The organism is Paenibacillus sp. J22R56 (assembly GCF_056269375.1).
The window spans coordinates 42,900-65,006 of sequence record NZ_JBWDNV010000005.1 but is presented as its reverse complement, the minus strand read 5'-3'; the positions used below and the strand labels follow the sequence as shown (position 1 = coordinate 65,006).

Annotated in this window: 17 protein-coding genes; 14 read left to right on the top strand and 3 right to left on the bottom strand. The window is 45.9% G+C overall.

The features are described from left to right. The first annotated feature begins 110 nt into the window (after positions 1-110). A complete protein-coding gene (locus AC0YNT_RS13255) occupies positions 111-665 on the top strand; it encodes a sigma-70 family RNA polymerase sigma factor (RefSeq protein WP_475805012.1) in 555 nt (184 codons plus the stop codon). Beyond that, the gene (locus AC0YNT_RS13250) at positions 662-1,771 is read left to right on the top strand and encodes a DUF4179 domain-containing protein (protein ID WP_475805011.1); all 1,110 of its coding nucleotides are present in this window, start codon (positions 662-664) and stop codon (positions 1,769-1,771) included. Before AC0YNT_RS13255 ends, AC0YNT_RS13250 begins: the two co-directional genes overlap by 4 nt. Positions 1,772-1,825: 54 nt before the next feature. Here the strand turns inward: AC0YNT_RS13250 and AC0YNT_RS13245 are convergent, their stop codons facing one another. Continuing rightward, a complete protein-coding gene (locus AC0YNT_RS13245) occupies positions 1,826-2,458 on the bottom strand; it encodes a pyridoxamine 5'-phosphate oxidase family protein (RefSeq protein ID WP_475805316.1) in 633 nt (210 codons plus the stop codon). A gap of 335 nt (positions 2,459-2,793) precedes the next feature. Between AC0YNT_RS13245 and AC0YNT_RS13240 the strand changes: the two genes are divergently transcribed. The 5 genes from AC0YNT_RS13240 to AC0YNT_RS13220 all read left to right on the top strand — a co-directional run bounded on the left by AC0YNT_RS13240 (position 2,794) and on the right by AC0YNT_RS13220 (position 5,968). Then, on the top strand, positions 2,794-3,234 hold the full coding sequence (locus AC0YNT_RS13240; protein ID WP_475805010.1) for a HEAT repeat domain-containing protein: 441 nt from the start codon (positions 2,794-2,796) through the stop codon (positions 3,232-3,234). 47 nt (positions 3,235-3,281) lie between these two features. Continuing rightward, positions 3,282-3,572, top strand: coding sequence for a hypothetical protein (locus AC0YNT_RS13235; RefSeq protein ID WP_167280076.1), 291 nt, complete (start codon positions 3,282-3,284; stop codon positions 3,570-3,572). Positions 3,573-3,734: 162 nt separating this feature from the next. Beyond that, positions 3,735-5,171, top strand: coding sequence for a glycoside hydrolase family 3 N-terminal domain-containing protein (locus AC0YNT_RS13230; RefSeq protein WP_475805009.1), 1,437 nt, complete (start codon positions 3,735-3,737; stop codon positions 5,169-5,171). Position 5,172: 1 nt separating this feature from the next. Further along, complete coding sequence (locus AC0YNT_RS13225; RefSeq protein WP_475805008.1) at positions 5,173-5,337, top strand: hypothetical protein; 165 nt, start codon at positions 5,173-5,175, stop codon at positions 5,335-5,337. Then, positions 5,315-5,968 (top strand): fibronectin type III-like domain-contianing protein, encoded by a 654-nt coding sequence (locus AC0YNT_RS13220; protein ID WP_475805007.1) that lies wholly within the window; start codon positions 5,315-5,317, stop codon positions 5,966-5,968. Before AC0YNT_RS13225 ends, AC0YNT_RS13220 begins: the two co-directional genes overlap by 23 nt. A 58-nt stretch (positions 5,969-6,026) precedes the next feature. On the opposite strand, the gene AC0YNT_RS13215 is transcribed toward AC0YNT_RS13220, so the two are convergent. Continuing rightward, complete coding sequence (locus AC0YNT_RS13215) at positions 6,027-6,914, bottom strand: helix-turn-helix transcriptional regulator (protein ID WP_475805006.1); 888 nt, start codon at positions 6,912-6,914, stop codon at positions 6,027-6,029. Positions 6,915-7,081: 167 nt separating this feature from the next. On the opposite strand from AC0YNT_RS13215, the gene yicI reads away from it, so the two are divergent. Further along, positions 7,082-9,394, top strand: coding sequence for an alpha-xylosidase (gene yicI, locus AC0YNT_RS13210; RefSeq protein ID WP_475805005.1), 2,313 nt, complete (start codon positions 7,082-7,084; stop codon positions 9,392-9,394). Positions 9,395-9,514: 120 nt separating this feature from the next. Here the strand turns inward: yicI and AC0YNT_RS13205 are convergent, their stop codons facing one another. Further along, on the bottom strand, positions 9,515-12,328 hold the full coding sequence (locus AC0YNT_RS13205; protein ID WP_475805004.1) for a glycoside hydrolase family 3 protein: 2,814 nt from the start codon (positions 12,326-12,328) through the stop codon (positions 9,515-9,517). Between the two features lie 169 nt (positions 12,329-12,497). Between AC0YNT_RS13205 and AC0YNT_RS13200 the strand changes: the two genes are divergently transcribed. The 6 genes from AC0YNT_RS13200 to AC0YNT_RS13175 all read left to right on the top strand — a co-directional run bounded on the left by AC0YNT_RS13200 (position 12,498) and on the right by AC0YNT_RS13175 (position 22,086). Continuing rightward, on the top strand, positions 12,498-14,288 hold the full coding sequence (locus tag AC0YNT_RS13200) for a sensor histidine kinase (protein WP_475805003.1): 1,791 nt from the start codon (positions 12,498-12,500) through the stop codon (positions 14,286-14,288). Continuing rightward, the gene (locus AC0YNT_RS13195; RefSeq protein WP_475805002.1) at positions 14,281-15,804 is read left to right on the top strand and encodes a response regulator transcription factor; all 1,524 of its coding nucleotides are present in this window, start codon (positions 14,281-14,283) and stop codon (positions 15,802-15,804) included. Before AC0YNT_RS13200 ends, AC0YNT_RS13195 begins: the two co-directional genes overlap by 8 nt. 158 nt (positions 15,805-15,962) lie before the next feature. Continuing rightward, a complete protein-coding gene (locus AC0YNT_RS13190; RefSeq protein ID WP_475805001.1) occupies positions 15,963-16,925 on the top strand; it encodes an ABC transporter permease in 963 nt (320 codons plus the stop codon). A gap of 14 nt (positions 16,926-16,939) precedes the next feature. Further along, positions 16,940-17,848 (top strand): carbohydrate ABC transporter permease, encoded by a 909-nt coding sequence (locus AC0YNT_RS13185; protein ID WP_475805000.1) that lies wholly within the window; start codon positions 16,940-16,942, stop codon positions 17,846-17,848. Positions 17,849-17,928: 80 nt separating this feature from the next. Next, positions 17,929-19,650 (top strand): ABC transporter substrate-binding protein, encoded by a 1,722-nt coding sequence (locus AC0YNT_RS13180; protein ID WP_475804999.1) that lies wholly within the window; start codon positions 17,929-17,931, stop codon positions 19,648-19,650. Positions 19,651-19,722: 72 nt separating this feature from the next. Beyond that, the gene (locus tag AC0YNT_RS13175; protein WP_475804998.1) at positions 19,723-22,086 is read left to right on the top strand and encodes a glycoside hydrolase family 95 protein; all 2,364 of its coding nucleotides are present in this window, start codon (positions 19,723-19,725) and stop codon (positions 22,084-22,086) included. Positions 22,087-22,107 lie beyond the last annotated feature (21 nt).

Sequence of the window (22,107 nt, the reverse complement as noted above, 5' to 3'; positions counted from 1 at the left end):
CTATCCAAGAGGTGCTTTTTTTGCCTTTAAAATTAACTTGAGATGAGAGAAACTGCTATTTCCTTCGTTATATAGGGTGTGTTGGTTTTACAAATAAAGGAGGACCGTAATTGAGATCGAATGAGGATAACTTTATCCAGCGGCTGAAGCGTAAAAAAGAAGATGCATTAGAATTCATCATTGATAAATACTTACCGCTTATAAAAGGGGTAACTTACAAGGTTCTTTCCCCTTTGGATAACGATGGCATGATAGAGGAATGTATCAACGATATTTTTCTTTCTGTATGGAATAATTCGAGTAAATTTGATGGAGACTCCACTGATTTTAAGAAATGGATTTGTGCGGTTGCTAAGTTTAAGGCTATCGATTACTACAGACGGGCCAGTAAAAAAGTGGAGTTTACCTCAACTGATGTGGAGCTCCAGCATGGGATGTCGGCAGAAGATGAACTTATTATGAGCGAAAATAAAAAGGAACTCATCCAACTCATTAATTTGTTAGAGCCAGTTGATCGGAATATCTTTGTTATGAAATTTTTTCTGGGTTTAAAGACGGACGATATATCCAGCAAACTTGGTCTGACCAGAGCCTCGATAGACAATCGAATCTATAGAGGGAAGAAGAAACTTTATAACAAGGTTAATCCTGGAGGTCAAATATGATGAAGGATATCTATGAATTAATAAATGAAATGGACATCGATGAGAACGAATTTGAGGAAATGGAAGTAAGTGAATTAGAACGAACTAAAGTTAAAAGAGCAGTGATGTCCTCCATTCTCCCACGGAAAAGACGATGGACAAGGAATGCTGCGGCAGCTCTCCTCTTAGCCGGTTTATCAACTGCCTTGCTTGGGATGACTTTCCCCGCTTACGCTAACAGCATCCCTGTAATCGATAATATTTTCAGATTTTTGGATGTGGGAAGATCGGGGCTTTTTGATCACTATAAGGAGTATTCCAGCGCAATGAACGTAGCAGAAGAAAATAACGGGATTAAAATCACTATAAATGATGCGGTATTTGACGGCGAAACCGCATTTTTAACTTATTCTTTAGAGAGTAATCAGGATTTAGGGACTCATCCTATTGTACACAGTTTATTGGATATGAAGGGTGCAGATGGTGTAGCGGGCAGCAACCAAATATCTAAAGTAGGAAATAACAAATACGTAGGCTTAATGACGGGAACCAGCTTTAGTCAGGATAAGGATCGAGAAACTGCAAATATCAAATGGGATATTGGAACTATATGGAAGCAAGACAGTAGGGTGGAAATAACAGGGGATTGGAATTTTTCGCTGAAGCTAAAAGCAACCGAAAGCAGCACACAACGGATTGATCGCAGTATAGAGCACGACGGCGTTACGGTTCATCTTGATAAAATAACGGTCACACCAATATCTTTTATTATTTATTACGATCAAGTGGTTAACCAGAAGATTAGAGCGAAGTGGGACGCCGTAGATATTGGAATAAAAGTGAAAGATGATTTAGGGAATCTTTACTCAGGTCAAAGTAATGGAGGTGCGGGGGATAAAGAGGGATATAATATGAGCTGGAGTAAAACATTTGAGAAATTAGATCTAAAAGCAACGAAGCTTATTATTACTCCTCAGCTTTCTTTATATAATCATACCTCTGATAATCATGGTTCAGTGGAAATGACGAGAGAAGGATCTGATGAGGAAAGTACGGTACAACAGGGAAAAGATAATGAACAAGAAGAGGTTATACTAGAAGATATCATTGTTGAATTAAAGAAGTGATAAAATAAACAAGCAATCAGACGAGCCGCTGGGCTGTATCAGATTGCTTATTTTTTAATACAACCGATTCTTATATCCATCATCAAGCCTTGCAGCAATGACTTCCGGAGTTGCTCCGTCAATCTTCGCATGCTCGGAAATGATCTTAGCTGGCGAAGGCAGCTGCTCTTTGCTTAACCATGTCTCGGGCTTCCAGAGCTGGGAGCGGAAGAAGGCTTTGGCGCAGTGCAAATAACATTCTTCAACTTCAACAATAATTCCGATCAGAGGAATGCGGTCTTTTACAGCCAGCTGCTTCAGGAGCTCCATATCTTTCGTAATAGATGCGCGGCCATTTATTCGAAGTGTTTCGCCGAGACCAGGGATCAAAAACTCCATACCGATATGAGGATTAGACAGAATGTTGCGTAAGGTATCGATTCTTTTGTTGCCTGGACGCTCTGGGATTACGAGATGCTTGTCATCCAGGACATGTACAAATCCGGGGGCATCACCTCTAGGTGAGACATCACATTTACCATGAGAATCAGACGTTGAAAGGAATACAAAAGGTGATTTATTGATAAAGTCCCGGCAGTTATGATCAATGGCAGGAATAACCTTATGCTCAACCAGCTCGCTTGGAAAACCAATAAGTGATCGAAGTTCAGCTTCCGTATGAATGGTTTGGGTTCTATCTATTCCTATCAAAAGCAGCCACCCTTTCTTTACGTAAATAATATTAGATAATTTTACCATAGGGAGAGCGTGAGGATACAGTCAAACATTGCCAAAATATAAGTTGCAAAGTTTATTCTGCCTGCTTGGATGGCGATAATGGAAAGAAAGACATAGCGAAGCAGCAAGAAGTTGTTAAATTTAAAAGTTTAATGACCAAATAGTCAAGTCTGATGATGAATTGTGTGTTACTATAAAGAACTGAAGGATAAATTACATTGGGTTGTCAACGGCGCAAGTTAAGGATAACGTTGTAATATCCGGTAATTATAAAAGTGAAATATTTAAAGAACGGATGGGATCATTTGAGTCAACGTGGATTTAACAATGAATTGCCTGAGAATTATGATGAATTAAAAGCAGCAGCTAATCGATCTAATTGGAGAGAACGTCTGGATGCAGTTGAAGAGCTGGGCCAGTCGAGCCATCCGAAAATCATCGATGTACTAACGCATAGATTGAATAACGATTCCGTGTACACCGTTCAAGAAGCTGCTTATCGTAAGCTTAGGGCATTTGGTGAGGATGTTCAGCTGCCAGCACAGAAAAAAGGCGATCCGATTAAAGGAACCGCAAAAATCCTGATTCGTATTAAGAAAAGCTTGCCAGAAGGTCATTCTTATGAAGAGTTTAAAGAAAAGCTAAGAAAAATGCGACTTGATGTGTATGATGCCTATGATGGTGTCAAGGGCGCAGACTTTGATAACTGGCTGGAATCGACTTGGGCATCTTTATCCAAAAGATAGGTTAGACAAAAACGAAAAGGAGTGTTTATTTGAGAAAACAAAAACCGATGTCGATGGAAGACCTGTTGAAGGATCTTCAAGGACAAAAAAACATGCAGGAAGACCCGAACAATATTTCATTAGACAAATTGTTTAATGGATCGTTTATGAGAAAGCATTCGAGTTTCGATAGTTTTGCGGAGTTTCTGGAAAAAGGTAACTTCCAAGCTTCGACGCAAGCAGAAATCAATAACATCCATGAGGAATTGTTTGATCGTCATGTGGCAAGAGAAACGAAATTTAACAGCTGGAAATCAATGCTGGATACAGCAAATTCGGAATACAAGCCTGTTAATTAAGCAGCAATGCAAGAATAAAAGGATCGAAAAGCGAATCGCTTTTCGGTCCTTTTTTATGTTCCGAAAATCCTCCCTCTTACAACCGAATATTAGGGATAGTTCATTGCATGACACTCTTCTACTATGGAATTAAGCGTTTACAACCGGAAGGGGTTGTTTGTATTGAACGAAAGTAGGCAGACCACGAAAACCTGGCAGGCTTCCCTGCAAGCTTATCGCCCAATGGAACCAATCAAGCCACGGACGGATGAAGATATTGCGGTGCAAGTAGACAAGCTGCTTGGACAGCTGACCATAGATCAGAAAATTGGACAAATGAGTCAGGTGCTTGGCTCCCAGGTTTCACTTGGAGGAGATGTCGAGTCAGAAAGTGTAGAGAAGCTGCAGGAGCAGGGACGTGTAGGGACGGTACTTGGCGCAATTGAGTCGGAGCGTGTATTTGATCTGCAGCGGATGGCAGTCGAGAAGTCGCCGCACGGCATCCCACTCTTGTTTAACTCCGATCTTATTCACGGCTTCCATACGATTTTCCCTGTTCCACTAGCATGGTCCTGCAGCTGGGACCCGGAAGCAATCAAACGTGCTTGTGTAATCGCAGAAAAAGAAGCAACCGCGACTGGCATTACGTATAACCATGCTCCAATGGTAGATATCTCGCGTGACCCGCGGTGGGGGCGTGTGGTTGAAGGAGCTGGTGAAGACACGTATCTGGGAGGGCTGATTGCAAAAGCTCAAGTTGAGGGCTATCAGGGGGACAGCTTGTTCAGCGAAGAGACGATGCTTGCTTGTTTGAAGCATTTTATCGGATATGGCGCTGGGGAAGCGGGCAGGGATTATAACACGGTCGACTTTTCCGAAAGAACGCTTCGTGATGTCTATCTTCCTCCATTCCAAGCCGGGATAGAAGCAGGAGCAGCGTCCGTCATGAATGGCTTCAATCAATATGATGGGATCCCATGTGCGGCGAGTGAGTTTTTGTTGAAGGAATTGCTTCGGGGCGAGCTTGGCTTCGATGGGATGATAATCTCGGATTTTGGCTCCATTGAGGAGATCATTGCTCATGGTGCGGCAAAAGACAGCAAGGATGCTGCGAAGCTTGCGCTGGATGCAACGATGGATATTGAGATGGTGACCCGCGCATATGCTGCTTATCTTCCGAAGCTGATTTCTGAAGGTAAAGTGAAGGAAGAGCAGCTCGATCTGGCCGTTAGACGAATCATTACTTTCGAATATAAGATCGGCATCATGGATGATCCATTCCGATATATTCGGCCGGAGAAGGAAGCGGAGTATCATTTCCATCCTGATCATCTGAAGGAAAGCAAGGAGCTTGCGCTTAAATCTGCAGTTCTATTGAAAAATGACGGCGTTTTGCCACTCGATAAGACGATCAAACGCCTTGCCATTATTGGACCATTCGGAGACAGTAAGGATCAGCTTGGCCCTTGGCAAGGAACAAAATACCATGAGCAGACGATCACACTTGCGGAAGGTATTCGCCAGCTTGTTCCCCATATGGAGCTGGACATTGTAAAAGGCTGCGAAGTGAATGGGGAAATCGAAGACGGCATGATGGAAGCTTGCTGTAAAAGAGGCTGAGGTGGTCGTGCTTGCACTTGGTGAGACATGGACCATGAGCGGTGAGGCGGCTTCCCGGATGGATATCGGACTTCCTGAGGTTCAACAACAGCTGGCTGAATTTATTTTGGAGCTGGGCAAGCCAACGGTCCTGGTTCTTACTAATGGGCAGACCACTAGTATTTAATGGGCTCGATACGAAAGTAAATGCCATTCTGGAAACCTGGTTCCTCGGCTCCTGTGCTGGTGCGGCAACGGCTGATATTTTGTTCGGCGAATACAATCCTACCGGAAAGCTGACGATGAGTTTCCCTCGTAGTGAAGGACAAACCCCTGTTTACTATAACCATTTCCAAACAGGCAGACCAGTGACAGAGAGCAATCAACATGAGACATTCCTTTCAAAATATATTGACGGACCTAATGATCCACTCTATCCGTTTGGCTATGGTCTTAGCTTTACGACCTTTGCTTATTCGGAGATTACGCTGGATCAAACGGCTATGCAGCGAACGGAGACGATTACAGCAACCATATCGGTTACCAATAACGGAGATTATGCAGGTGAAGAGACGGTTCAGCTTTATATCAGAGATCATTACGGCAGTACCGTACGACCGGTAAAACGTTTGAGAGGGTTCCAAAAGGTTTATCTTGAACCAGGCGAGACGAAGGAAGTAAGCTTCCAGATTACAGAAGAAGACTTGAAGTATCATGATAAGCAGCTTCGTTATTGCGCAGAGGAAGGGGAGTTTACAGTATATATCGGTGGTAACTCCAAGGAAGTGCAAGGTGCGCTGTTCGAATTAATCAAATAAGAATAGATCATGCCGATCCATTAAGGATCGGCTCTTTTTATTTGGACCAATTAGTGAATTATGACCGCTGTCCCTCAGTTCGGCTTCGATACTGCCGCGGCGTACAGCCGTATCGCTGGCGGAACACGGTATTGAAATAACTAAGGCTGTTAAACCCTACATCAAGGGCAACCTCCATAATTTTCGCATCGGACTGCCGCAGGCGATTCGCCGCCAGTTGTACGCGGTAATTATTCATGTATTCGATTGGACTTTTTGTTGTTATCCGTTTGAAAAATCGGCAAAAATAAGATTCGCTCATTCGCGCAAGCTCAGCAAGCTTTTGCAAGGGGATAGGATCGGCGTAATGCTGCTCGATATATTCGATTACAGTCTTGAGCCTTTCAATCCGATACCCTTCCTGCTCAGGTTTTGCCCGGGCAGCCGTTCCGCCGAGGTTGATCAGCCTAGATATAATGCCGTACAGCAATCCTTTAATCGTAAGCTCCGGAGCCATTAGACTCATACGATTAACTGCAAACAGTTGATCCAACAGGATCAATAAATCCTGCATGTTTCCAGGCTCTCGCCGCAGATGAACAGGTACATCATATCTTCTCTCCAATACAGGAGAAATATAACGGTCAAATAAATAATCAATTGATCCGCTGTTGAACAAGCTGGAATGAAACACGACAGCGGAGAAGGAGCACGGCTGATCTCCAACAACATATCCTGAGTGCAGTTCCCCTGAATTTACGAAGATTGCTTCGCCTGCTTGAAGCTCGTAATCATTCATATCGACGCGAAATACAGCCGTTCCTTCCGTCACCATCAGAAGCTCCAGTTCATCATGCCAATGCAGGTCGAGCAGTGGTGCATCCGGTGGGCAAGTGATGTCATACAAGCTTACCGGATAGATCGGATTGCCATGTTTTCGTGCTTCTTTTAGTCTTGATTTATCCATTTATAAGAACTCCTAACGATTCGGATGACAAATGTCAAAATCGTGATAATAATGGGCAATATTTAGGCAGAGTTAAACAAGATAAGACAATATTATTATAACATAACCGCTTACAAGGTACGAGAAGCTACTAAGTGGGCAAACTTATGCTGGGAGGTTTCCATTCAATGAAATTTACAGATGGTTATTGGCAAATTCGCGAAGGCGTAGAGATGCAGCATCCGGTAGATGTACGTGAAGTGAAAGAAAAGAACGGAAAGCTGACAGCTTACTGTGCAACGAAGCCGATTAATATTAAAGGGGATACGCTGAACGGCACCCTGCTGACAGCTGAGATCAGCTCTCCAATTCCAGACGTTATCAAAGTACGCTGGATCCATCATGCGGGCGTTAAACAAATTGGCCCAGAGTTTGAAATTAACGAAGATGCTAACCATAGCGTTACTGTCGAAAGTGACGAGCAGTACACAACCCTGACTAGCGGCGGCCTGCAGGCTCGCATTCGCAAATCGCCATCATGGGGCCTTGAGTTCTATCAGAATGGCCGCAGGATGACAGGCACAGCGCATAAAGCTGCTGCTTATGTGAAAGACCAAGGTAAACCTTACTTCCGCGAAATGCTGGATCTTGGGGTAGGGGAGCAAGTATACGGTCTTGGCGAGCGCTTCACACCTTTCATTAAGAATGGACAAGTCGTAGATTCTTGGAACGAAGACGGCGGCACAAGCTCCGAGCAAGCTTACAAAAACGTACCATTCTATCTGTCCAGCGCAGGTTATGGTGTATTCGTTAACCATCCGGAACGCGTATCGTTTGAGGTTGGTTCTGAAGCGGTATCGAAGGTTGGCTTCAGCGTACCAGGCGAGCATTTGGAATACTTCATCGTTGGTGGTAATACATTGAAGGATGTTCTCGACAACTACACCAAGCTGACTGGTAAGCCAGCATTGCCGCCTGCATGGTCGTTTGGCCTCTGGCTGACAACATCATTCACAACGGATTATGATGAAGCAACGGTGAACAGCTTCATCGAAGGTATGGCAGAGCGTAACCTTCCGCTTCATGTCTTCCACTTCGACTGCTTCTGGATGAAAGAATATGAATGGTGTAACTTTGAGTGGGATGCAGACATGTTCCCGGATCCAGTAGGGATGCTGCGCCGTTTGAAAGAGCGCGGACTCCGTATTTGCGTATGGATTAACTCCTACATCGCTCAAAAATCGCCGCTGTTCCAAGAAGGAATGGAAAATGGCTACTTGGTTCGCACGAAAGACGGAAGCGTATGGCAATGGGACAAATGGCAAGCGGGCATGGGTCTTGTTGACTTCACAAACCCGGAAGCTGTGAAATGGTTCAAAGGCCATCTGAAACGTCTGATGGACATGGGCGTTGACTGCTTCAAAACAGACTTCGGCGAGCGGATTCCAACAGATGTTGTCTACTTCGACGGTTCTGATCCAATGAAGATGCACAACTATTACACACAGCTGTATAACAAAGCCGTATTTGAAGTGCTTGAGGAAAATCGTGGTAAGAGCGAAGCAATGCTGTTTGCACGTTCGGCTACTGCCGGCGGTCAACAATACCCAGTTCACTGGGGAGGCGATTGCTCAGCGAACTATGACTCGATGGCGGAATCCCTCCGCGGCGGTCTGTCGCTTGGTCTTTCCGGCTTTGGCTTCTGGAGCCATGATATTAGCGGCTTCGAACGGACAGCACCACCAGACATCTACAAACGTTGGGTTGCCTTTGGTATGCTCAGCTCGCATAGCCGTCTGCACGGCAATGAATCGTACCGCGTACCTTGGCTGTTCGACGAAGAGTCCGTTGATGTGCTTCGTTACTTCACCGAGCTTAAGAGCAGCTTGATGCCATACCTGTTCAATCATGCAGTTGAAGCAACGGAGAAAGGACTGCCAATGATGCGAGCGATGGTTCTGGAGTTCCCTGAGGACCCAACTACTCATTATTTGGACCGTCAATACATGCTGGGTGAAAACCTGCTTGTTGCTCCAATCTTCAATACTGAAGGTACGGTTAAATACTATGTACCAGCAGGCAAATGGACAAGCTTGATCGATGGCACTGCAGTTGAAGGCGGCAAATGGGTAGAAGAGCATCACGGTTACAGCTCGATTCCATTGCTTGTTCGTCCAAACACGCTTCTTGCGATTGGCAGTGACAACCAAAAGCCTGACTACGACTATGCAGATAACGTTACGCTGCACCTGTTCGAGCTTGAAGACGGTGCAACAGCTACTGCCGTTATTCATGATCTGAGCGGTAAGCCGCAAGCAACTGCAACAGCTGTTCGTACAGGAAGCACAATCGAGATCAGCTATGAAGGCACAGGCAAGCCATGGCATGTTGTTCTGCGTGGTATCGAGCAAGCAGCTTCAGTTGAAGGTGCAGGCACACAAACAAGCCAAGAAGGCTTGAAGCTTACGCCTCACGGACAAAAGATTATTGTTAACCTGTAATTGAATCACGACCAGCCGCTTACTCAATCGAGTAAGCGGCTGTTTGCGAATTCGCTTTATTCGTATAAAAAAAGCCCGGAAGGCTTAAGGCTCACGCCTTTCACACTTCCGGACTCAATATTATTTACCGAAACGGAACCAGCCAAGCTTGGTTTCACCTTCGCCTTGTACAACCAGATACAGGCTGTGGTGACCGGCGGCTTGCTCAATAGAGCAGGATGCCGTCTGCCAATTCGCTGTACCAGCTTGCAATGTGCAGCTTCCGGCCAATGGACCATCTGGCGCATCTAGTCTAATCTCAATGGTTACGGCGCTTAGTGCCTGTGCTCTTACTTCAAAGAAGCAGACTTCTTCGCCAAACACGGCATCATCGTAACGGAGCCATGCACCGGACGCTGTAGTTGCAGCGCTGTCGCCGCCTTCTGTGTTGTCGCTGATGATAACATTTGAATAGACATCATAGTTCACTGCAGCAGTTACTTGGCACAGATCACGAGGTGGGATCGTTTCGCCAGCAACACTTAATGTTCCTTCCAAGCGGATATCGCCGGAGGATGCGCCAACGAGGAACGCATAATTGCCTTGCTCTACGCACATTTTGTTTCGTGTTACGTCCCAGAATGCCAGCTCAGAAATGTCTATCTCGAAGCGGACTTCAGTCGATTGACCAGCAGCCAAAGCCAATCTTTCGAACGATTGCAGCTGTCTGAGCGGACGTTTAACACGTGAATCAAGCGCTCTCGTATAAAGCTGGACAACCTCTTCGCCGTCAACATTGCTGACATTCGTTACACGGAAGTTTAACGTAACCGAATCAGCGGACTGTTCAAGGTTAAGAGCTTCATATTGGAAGCGGCTGTACGACAAGCCGTGACCAAATGGATAAAGCGGTTTGCCTGCAAAGTACTGATAAGTGCGCTCGCTTTTAATAATATCGTAGTCCATAAACTCGCCAAGCTGATCGGTCGACTCGTACCAGGTCATGTTTACGCGTCCTGCAGGATTGTAATCGCCGAATAAGACATCTGCCAAGGCATGGCCAAGTTCTTGACCTGCGTGTGACATATAGAGGATAGCAGGAATGTTCTGCTGAACCCAAGGTATCGCAAATGGATAGCTGCCAACAATAACAACAACCGTATTTGGATTCACGGCATGCACTTCACGAATCAATTTTTCTTGATAAGCAGCAAGCGTTAAGTCAGGACGGTCAATGGTTTCTTTGCCGTTAATGAGTGGGTGGTTACCTACTACAACGACAGCAACCTCAGCATGACGGGCAGCTTCTACAGCTTCCGCAAGGCCATCTGTTTCTTTTACTACTGCGAATGGTTCGGCAATAATAGCATCGCCGTCTTGCACTTCAAGAGTGCCGGTCTCGGCGTTAACCGTAACAGGGCGGTTGTTCCAAGTAGTGAAGGTTACGACATTCTCATCTTGCTGCGGGCGAACGTGGAACACTTCTTTCGTGAACCATTCCCAAATATGCTCTGAGGATGCAGTGACTTTCTCATCGTCCGTTGATAAATACAGCTTGTTGTTCTCTGCAACGATTGTATGGTTGTCCCAGCCCCAGTCCGTTGTCTCGAACACTTCTGCTGAGCTGGATGCTTGTGAATTTGCGGCAAGCGGGTTTTTCTCGCCATCTGTGAGCGTAACGTAACGGCCATTTTTGAGCGATTTCAGCTTAACTCGATTGCTTGCGGTAGCAAGGCTTACGGTTTGCTCAGGACCATTCATCTTGGCTTTAATGCCTTCAAATGGTGTAATGGCATATGGCATCAAGCCGCTATACCAATCGCGGTATACAATGCCGGCAAGTGGGCCGATAACCGCAACCTTGGACAATTTATCTGACTGCAGCGGCAGGATACCGTCATTTTTAAGCAGCACGATGCTTTTACGGACAGAATCCAGTGCAAGCTCGGCATGTTCAGGCTTCATAATAACGGAATCATCGATCGCCGCATAAGGGTTACGAGATGCAGGATCAAATTCACCAAGGCGGAACCGCACACGGAACGTATTGCGAAGCGCAATATCCAGGTCGTTCTCCGTTAACATGCCATCTGCAAGGGCGTCACGGATGGCTTGCTTCGAGATCGGATGATCATCGGTAATACTGTCTACACCGGCTTTAATAGTCAGGGCGACAGCTTCTTTATACGTATCCACGTATTTATGATCATTCACTGTGCCAAGTACATCGCCCGCATCACTGACAACAAAGCCGTTCATGCCCCATTCCCGTTTGACGATCGTATTTACGTCAGGATTAAGGTTGGCAGGGACACCATTCACAGAGTTGTAAGCCGTCATCATCGACAGTGCTCCACCTTCTTTGAATGGAATTTCGAAGGCTTTCAAATAGTATTCATGCTTGTTGCGCGGATCCAGGCTGACGGAGCATTCTCCTCGGTTAATCTCATTGTTGTTGCCGATAAAATGCTTAAGCGAAGCGACTGCTTTCACATAGAAAGGATGGTCGCCTTGAATACCTTGAGTGATTGCTGCTGACAGCTTGCCAGTCAGATGTGGGTCCTCACCGTAAGCTTCTTCAGTACGGCCCCAGCGCGGGTCACGTTCCATATCGACAGTAGGCGCCCATAAGGTCAGACCGTTATGCGAAGGATTCTGGTGATAGAAGCCGCGGGCTTCATCGCCAATCACGCTGCCGATTTGTTTCAATAAACCTTTGTCCCATGTACAAGCAAGACCAATTGGCTGAGGGAACGTAGTTGCTTCGCCAAGCCATGCCATACCGTGTGCAGCTTCGGTTCCGTGCTTGTATGCTTTGACGCCAAGATGAGTGATCTCGTCCTGGTATTGGCACATCAGATTGATTTTTTCCTCGAGTGTAAATCGGTTAACCAAATCATTAACACGCTGCTCAAGTGGCAGGTCGGGGTTTTGGAATGGATAATTCTGAGTCATTAAAAAGGTCAGCTCCTTTTAATTGTAAGGGGTTTCAACGATTCTAACATGTGGGAGTTCCAGTTCATACCCGAACAATTGGAGATAAAATCCCTGTACAATTAGCGTTTAAACGCCTAGAATGTAAACGCAATCAAATTTTCTGTTCTGGTGACAGGGGGCTGGCAAGATGTTTCATATGTTCTCACACCTGCTTAATAATGTGAAACTGAGAACAAAGCTCATCCTATCCTGTATCGTAGTCCTCTTCATTCCAATTCTGATTGTTGGCGTGTTCCTGACTAACGAGCTGCGCAATATGGCGCTGGATAATGCGATGGAGCAGACACATACAAACGTTCAACGTGTGAAAGCAAGAACAACCGAGCTAATGAATGTCGCGTACGACAGTGCCTATCGATTGGAAAATAACGGACGGCTGGAGACCGTTACGAACCGCCGTTATGAATCGACCTACGAAGTAGTAGCTGCTTATCGGGAGTACACCGACTTCAATGAAATTCGCCAGCAGCATGATGAAGTAGCGAACATCCGGTTCTATATGGAGAATCCTACGATGCTCAATAACTGGGACTTTATTCAGCCGGACAAGTCCATTAAGGAAGCAGCATGGTACAAGACCGCATTGACACCTGGAAGTGGGGTAAACTGGTATTACCTTGAAGACGAGCGGGATAAACGAAATTACTTGAGTCTGGTGCGCGAGATAAATTTTGCAGACAACAACACAAGTGGTGTCCTCGTCATTACGTTAAATATGTCGATGATGAACAGTATCTTGAATCAGGAATCCTTTGAGACCATGATCGTTGATGATAATAACCAGATTGTTGCGGCTAACAGGATAGGGAGAACCGGTAAAACGCTGCAAGAAATTGATTTCGAGCAAAGTATTGTACAGGAGAAGAGCGGCATGTATTCGGCGGATATCGACGGCCAAGCTTCTCGTGTGCTGATTGAGCCTCTTGTACCGGAATCAAGCGGCAACACGCTTCGGATCATCTCGGTCTTCTCTGTAGATACCATCGTGAAGGATGCCAATCACATTAAATCATTGGCGTTTACGGTTATTTCAATCAGTTTGATTATTGCTATATTTCTCATAATCGGAGTATCCACCATTATTACGAAGAGGATGCTTCGGTTAAGCAAGCATATTACGAAGGTTGCCACAGGCAAGCTGGATATCGTGATGGAAATTGACGGCAAGGATGAGATTGGCCAGTTATCCCGGCAATTTAACTCCATGGTATCGAGCATTAATGGTCTGGTCGAAGAAGTGCAGGAAACGAACAAGATGAAGAACCTGCTTGAATCCAAGCAAAATGAAATCAAGCTGAAAATGATGGCGAGCCAGATTAATCCCCATTTCCTGTTTAATGCGCTGGAATCGATCCGGATGAAGGCTCATTTGAAAGGGGAAAAGGAGATTTCCCAAGTTGTCCGTCTGCTCGGCAAGCTGATGCGGCGTAGTATTGAGGTGACGCAGCGCATGACCTACCTTGCTGACGAGATGGATATTGTCCGTTGTTATTTGGATATTCAGAAATTCAGATATGAGGATCGTTTATCCTACGAGCTTCATATCGATCCGATTGTGGAGAAAGTATCGATTCCACCTCTTATCATTCAACCGCTGGTTGAGAATGCCGTTATTCATGGCTTTGAGAATAAGGTGGAGGGCGGCGTTGTGATCGTTCGCGCAACTAGTGAAGGTGACCTTGTCCGGATCGAAGTGATTGATAATGGGGCGGGAATGACGCAGGAGAAAATCGATAGTGTAGCTGACCAATTAAGCGAAACGGAAGACGCTGAGAACAATCGAATTGGACTACGCAATGTTCATCTTCGGCTGCAGTTGACCTACGGCCAGGAGCATGGTCTTCAATTCGAGAGCGAACCAGGTATTGGGACAAAGGTTTCCTTTACCTTACCTTTTGGGGAGGATTTATATGTATAAAGTATTACTTGTAGACGATGAACCGATGATCCGTGAAGGTCTTCGCACCTTGCTGGAATGGGAAAGCCTTGGCTACGAGGTTGTAGATACGGCAGCTAATGGAAAAGATGCTCTTCGCAAATGCGAGCAGTATGAGCTGGATCTCATTATTGCCGATATCCGAATGCCGGAGATGAACGGGCTTGAGCTGATCAGGACCATTCGAGAAAATGGCGGCAATATGCATGTACTGATCTTAAGTGGTTATGCGGATTTCGAATATGCCAAGCAGGCTATTGTCCAGCGTATAGATGGCTATTTACTTAAGCCCGTAGATGAGGATGAGCTGATCGACTATTTGAATTCCTTGAAGAAAGAGCTGGATATCGAATATGAAGCCCGGCAGAAGCAGCAGGATATGCGTCAAGGGAATGTGGAGGAGGATTTGAAGCAGCTCCTAGCTCAAGGCAGTTTAGGCAATGTGTCACAGCTGCAAACATCCCTTGATTGGAAGGAGTACGAATTGCTCCTAATTAAGACGCATGAACGAAGTGAAGAGGATATGGCAGGACATGCCCAGATCAAGCGGAGACTCTCCGAACGGCTTGAGCAATCCGGGGCAGGTCTGGCCATTGGGATGGAGCCGTACATGCTAATCTTGGTGAACAAAGGCCTGGACAATGAGGCCTTCTGTCGTGATGTGTATGCGATTATTGCCGATGCCTGTGAAGAGCATGGTTCTGACTTTACGGTCGTGTCGGGCGGTAAGGCAGCTGCTGGTATAGCTGATATTCCGGGTGCTTATCAGAAAGCACTGGAACGGATGAGGTTTAGGTTCTTCCTGGAAGGCGGCAAGATCATGCAGGAGGATATTCTGCAGCCCGTAAGCATCTACGAAACCAAACTTGATTGGACGGGGACTGCAGAGAAACTGTATCTGGCTCTTGAAATTGTGAATAGGGATGCTATCAGGCAGCTCATCGAAGAGTCTGCCGAAGCGATGAAGGCGATGGGATTCGGAGAAGCCGAGATTAAATCTGCTTTTGTAGAATTGGTATCGGTTGTTCTCGATAAGCTTGCTTCCAAGCGTCCGGAGCTTCCTGTCCGTGAATACCGTCTACGGATTCCGGAGCTGTACCGGGAATATCGATTCAACTCCCTTGCCAGACGGGTTACCGCCATTATCGAAGAGATTACTGATTCCCTTGATAATACTTCGGCGGACAAGCAAATCAAGCGTATGATCGATCTCATTCACCGGAATTATAAAGAGAACCTCAAAATGGAGACGCTTGCCGAACTATTTAATTACAACAGTGCTTATCTCGGCAAGCTGTTTAAACAGGTTACAGGGGAAAACTTCAACACGTATCTGGATAAAGTACGGATGGAACAAGCGAAAATATTACTTGAGCAAGGGCTTAAGGTCTACCAAGTCGCGGAGATGGTTGGTTATGCAAACGTCGACTATTTCCACAGCAAATTCCGTAAGTATGTAGGTTCTTCGCCTTCCGTGTATAAGAAGAAAGAATCGTAAAAAGAGCGCATGTTTTTCTCTCCCCTGAGAAAAACATGCGTTTTTTAGTGATTGAATCCGCTTACACTAATTTTTATATGATTTTATGCCAAATCCTTTGGGTACCGTAATCTGCCATGAATCCGTTATCATAAATGCATAAGGCAGGAGGGATACCGATGAAAGCGGTCACAACTAGCGTTCAGCAGCAGACGCGCAAGTTAAAGAGAGAGAGAAATTTTTGGAGAACAGTTATCCGTAACAAATACTTATACATGATGTCGCTGCCTTTCGTAATCTGGGTATTCGTATTTAGTTATTACCCACTATGGGGCTGGACAATGGCCTTCCAGAAGTACAAGCCAGCCAGATCATTTGGCGAGCAGGATTGGGTAGGCTTCGATCAATTTAAAACGCTCTTCCAGGACGATACATTCTACCTGGTCATGCGAAATACGCTCGCGATGAGTTTTATGGGGATTATCGCAGGCTTTGCAGTACCCATTGTATTCGCAGTCTTGCTTAATGAAGTTCGGAGTATGGCATTCAAACGGTTCGCGCAAACGATCTCGTATTTGCCTCACTTTGTATCCTGGGTTGTTGTTGCGGGCATTGTGACTAAGATGCTGTCCGCTGATCATGGCACAGTCAATGAGATTCTCATGTGGCTTGGGCTCATCGATCAACCGATTCAGTTTTTATCCAAGGGACATTACTTCTGGGGAATCATAACAATCTCTGATGTGTGGAAAGAGATGGGCTGGAATACGATCATCTATCTCGCAGCCATTGCAGGTATCAGCCAAGAGATGTACGAAGCGGCAAGAGTAGATGGAGCAAATCGTATTAAACAGATATGGCACATTACTTTGCCAGGCATTCGTTCGACGATTGTCATCCTGCTTATTATGTCGATCGGTCACTTGATTCAGATCGGCTTCGAGAAGCAGTTCCTGCTCGGCAACAATCTCGTTCGAGATTACTCACAAGTGCTTGACTTGTATGCACTAGAATATGGTTTGCAATTAAGTCGTTACTCATTTGGTACAGCGATTAATATTTTCAACTCGGTTGTGAGTATCTTCCTGCTGTTCACCGCTAACGGACTGTTCAAAAAAATTACTAAAGAAAGCATCATGTAAGGGGGAGTGCAACCATGAAATCAAAAGGACTATTGGGCGGCGCGCCTCTGTCAGACCGGCTTCTAAGTGTGATCGTATACGCTTTCGTCATATTCGTTATGGTCATCACTTTATATCCGTTTCTGAACGTGCTTGCTCTTTCATTCAATGATTCTGTAGACAGTGTAAGAGGCGGTATTACGATCTTCCCGCGTGATTGGACTTGGGAAAACTACAAAGTTATCTTCTCCTTCAGCGGTTTGATCACAGGTTTCAAAATCTCCGTATTCCGGACAGTAGCCGGTACGGTGGTTGGTTTGATCAGTGCCTCCATGCTCGCGTTTACGCTGAGCCGGCCGGATTTCCAGGGACGTAAGTTCGTCTCGGTCTTCCTGGCGCTGACCATGTATGTATCGGGCGGGTTAATTCCAGTCTATTTCCTGATCCGTGACCTTCACATGATGAATACGTTCTGGGTTTATATCCTTCCAGGTCTCGTAAGTGCCTTTAACGTATTCGTTATCCGTTCCTTTATGGATGGTATCCCGTTTGCCCTGCAAGAGTCTGCAAAGCTTGATGGTGCAAATGATTTCACAATCTATTGGCGCATTATTCTTCCAATGTCGAAGCCGGCGCTTGCAACAATCGCATTGTTCCTGGCCGTTGGGCAATGGAATTCCTGGTTCGATACTTATCTGTACAACGGTTCGAGCGAAGCCTTGACAACCTTGCAGTTCGAATTGATGAAAGTGCTGCAAAGTACGACATCAGGCAATAACGTGGACATCCACAACTCGAACATGACACAAATGATGTCGACCGTCTCGCCTGAATCTGTAAAAATGGCGATTACCATCGTCGTTACGGTTCCAATCCTGCTGGTTTATCCTTTCTTGCAAAGGTATTTCGTCAAAGGGATGACATTAGGCGCTGTAAAAGGCTGATCTAATGATTAGAAGTGGTATTCCTGGGGAAACCCGTTAATACAATATGGATTTCATAAATATATAGGAGGGTTATTTTTATGAATCAAATCAAGAAGTGGTCAGGCCTCGCATTGTCAACAACATTAGTTGCAGGCATGCTGGCTGGATGCGGCAGCAATAACAATAATGAAGAAAACACAGCTAGTCCAGATGCAAGCAACAATGCAAGCACAGAGTCAGCTGCTCCGGAAGATACTTCGCCGCTCAAATTGACGTATTACAGCGAAGATCCATCACCAAACTGGGCAAACATGCAGGACGAAATCGGTAAAAACCTTACAGAGAAAACAGGTATTACTCTTGATGCAGAATTCGCAGTCGGCGACGCGGTTCAAAAATCGTCCCTGATTGCGGCAAGCGGCGAATACCCTGACCTGATCAGCGCTAAACAAAGCATCGCAAAATTCGTTGACGCTGGCGCTGTGCTGGATTTGACTGATCTGATTGATAAATATGCTCCTAACTTAAAGAAACTGTTTGAAGGTAATATGAACCGTCTTCGTTACAGCGATGATGACCATGCCATTTATGTTATTCCATCGTACAACGGTATTGGACAGCAATACTACAACGCAGGCGGCGGTTTCGAGCTGCAGCACCGTGTTGTGAAAGAACTCGGCTACCCGCAAATTCGTACGGTTGCAGACTATGAGAAAGCAATCAAAGACTACCTTGCTCTTCATCCAAAAGATGAGAACGGCAACCCGAATGTCGGTCTGACTTTGAATGCTGATGACTGGCATATGTACATTTCGGTAACGAACCCAGCATTCCTTGCAACTGGCGGTTCCGATGACGGCGAGTTCAACATCAATGTGGATACACAAGAAGTAACGTACCACTTCCGTCGTCCGGAAGAGAAAGAATACTTCAAATGGCTGAACCATATGAACGCTGAAGGCTTGCTTGATCCAGAAAGCTTCGTTCAAAAATACGATCAATACAAAGCGAAAATCGCTTCCGGCCGCGTTCTTGGCTTGATTGACCAAGACTGGGATTACGGCGATGGCGAGAAAGCTCTGAAAGCAGAAGGTAAATTCGATCAAGGCTACGGCCACTACCCAGTTACGATGTCTACAGATGTGAAGGAAGCATCGTTCTGGCCAACAGGCTTCATGGCTGGCAGCGGCGTAGCGATCTCCGTAGACAATCCAGATCCGGTTCGTACAATCAAATTCCTTGACTACCTGGCTTCCGATGAAGGCCAAGTGCTTATGAACTGGGGTATTGAAGGCAAGCAATACAATGTTGTTGACGGCAAACGCGTTATCCCTGAAGATGTTAACAACCGCAAAATCAACGATGCTGTTAACTTCACGAAAGAAACAGGTATTGGTCTCTACAACCTGCTGAGCGGCCACTACGGCGACGGCGTGAAAGATCCAAGCGGCAACTACTACACAACAAACTTCCCAGAGCAAATCGTAGCTGGCTTTAACGATGTAGAGAAGGAAGTTCTTAAAGCTTACAATGCGACAACTTGGAAAGACTTGTTCCCTAAAGAAGAAGAGTTCAAAGTTAAACCTTGGGGTGCAGCTTGGAACATTCCAGTTCCTGGCGACAGTGAAGCAGTAGTTATCGAGAAAAAACTGACTGACATTACTTGGAAACGTATTCCTGAAGCAATCTTGGCTAAGCCAGCAGACTTTGATAAAATTTGGGATGCATACCAACAAGAGTTGGTTAAGGCTGATGTAGAAAAAGCAGAAAGCATCCGTGAAGACCTGGTTAAAGCACGCGTTAAATTGTGGAACGAATAATACGGTTGTAACGATGAGAGAGCCCGATTTATGCGGGCTCTCTTTGGCATCGTAATGGATGGAGGATGAACGATGGGCGGAGCGATAGTGAAGGATTGGAAACTTTGGTACGAGCAGCCTGCGGCAGTATGGGAAGAAGCGCTGCCGATTGGGAATGGACGTATCGGCGGGATGGTATTTGGCGGTACAGATACGGAACAGATATTGTTGAATGAAGACACCTTATGGGCTGGTTTTCCACGAGATCAGATTAATTATGAAGCTCAACGTTATTTGGCTAAAGCACGGCAGCTCATATTTTCCGGGAAATATGAAGAAGCTGAAGCTTTAATCGAATCGACCATGCAAGGGCGAGATGTAGAGCCGTATTTGCCGCTTGGAGGTCTGTCGATTATTCGGCGTGAGGATTCGGAGATGGCTTTATCGGACTATCGTCGTGAGCTTCAACTGAATGATGGAATTGCATCCATGCACTATCGTGATGGGGAAGTAAAAGTTCGTGGTGAATATTTCGTTAGTGCGCCAGATCAAGTGCTGGTAGTGAGATACGAAGCATCTGAAGGTACGATGAACCGTGATCTTGCTTTGGATTCACTGCTTCACTACCGGATTGAGCAGGCTGAAGACGGCGTATTGTGGCTCATTGGACAAGCACCAAGCCATGTGGCAGGTAATTATCATAAAGATCATCCGCTGGACGTTCTCTATGAGGACGAACTTGGACTGCCGTTTGAAATCCGCCTTCAGGTAGAGACAGATGGATCGCTAAGTAACAGTGAGAACGTCCTGCAAGTTCGTAATGCCACGTACTTTAATGTGTATTTAGCTGGAGAAACAGGTTACGCAGGTTACAACATGTCTCCTGATCATAAGGCATGCTCGGAACGTTGTACTGATCGGCTTCAAGCTGCTGCTGCACTTGGATTTGAGGTACTTCGCGAACGTCATACGGCGGATCATCGTGCATTGTTTGACCGAGTATCCTTTTCTTTAGCCCAAAAGGAGTCAGAAGAAGATAAGCCAACTGACCAGAGGCTGATCGATTATCAGGCAACTAAAAATGATCCGCATTTGGAAGCGCTATATTTCCATTACGGCAGATATTTGCTGATGGGAAGCTCGAGGCCGGGTTGTCAGCCAGCCAATCTTCAAGGCATATGGAATCCACATGTCTCGCCTCCGTGGCATAGTGACTACACGATAAACATCAATACACAGATGAACTACTGGCCAGCGGAAGTATGTAATTTAAGCGAATGTCATGAGCCGCTCTTTACAATGCTGGAAGAGATGAGCGTGGTTGGTTCCCGTACGGCGAGCATCCATTATGGTAGCCGGGGTTGGACGGCGCATCATAATGTAGACTTGTGGCGGATGACAACACCAACTGGAGGAAGTGCAAGCTGGGCATTCTGGCCTCTAGGTGGAGCATGGCTTGTCCGGCAGGTATGGGAAAGCTATTTGTATAACATGGACAAAGTATTCCTGGGTGAAAAAGCATATCCGCTTCTAAAAGGTGCGGCATTGTTCTGTCTGGATTGGCTGATTGAAGGTCCTAATGGCGATCTTGTTACGAATCCTTCGACATCTCCGGAGAATAAGTTCCTGACCGCTGATGGTGAGGCATGTAGTGTTTCGTTTGGGTCAACGATGGATATTGCCATTATTCGTGACTTGTTCCATAACTGTCTGGAAGCAATAGATGTGCTTGAGAACGATGAGTCAACGTTCCGTGACGAGCTTCTCGCCGCACTTGATCGCTTGCCTGCCTATAAGATTGGTCGTCACGGCCAATTGCAAGAATGGTATGAGGATTTCGAAGAGAGTGAACCGGGACACCGGCATGTTTCTCATCTGTATGGTGTGTACCCTGGCAACGAAATTAATGAAAGCACACCAGAGCTGCTTGCAGCAGCTGTTGCTTCCTTGGACCGCAGGCTTGCCAATGGCGGTGGGCATACCGGCTGGAGCTGTGCATGGCTGCTTAATTTGTTCGCCCGATTGAAAGATGAGAAACAGGCATATGGTGCTGTTCAGACCCTGCTTGCTAGATCAACGTATCCGAATTTGCTCGACGCCCATCCACCGTTCCAGATCGATGGCAACTTCGGCGGTAGTGCCGGCATGGCTGAGCTGCTGCTGCAAAGCCATTTGGGCGAAATTGAGCTGCTGCCTTCTTTGCCAGCTGCATGGGAAGCTGGTCAAATCAATGGCTTGAAGGCAAGAGGTGGATATATCGTTGGAATTCAGTGGGCAGACGGCAAGCTGAAGCAGGCTGTTATTGAGGTGAAGAAAAGCGGCTCATGCAAGATCCGATATGCCGAGTCTGTACAAGTTAAGGATGATCATGGTACTGAGATTACTCTTACAGATGGAAGGTTTGAAGCGGAAAAAGGACACTCTTACTTCGTTACGTTAACTTCTGCTGCTGTCTAGAAAAATAGGTGTCACCTCCTA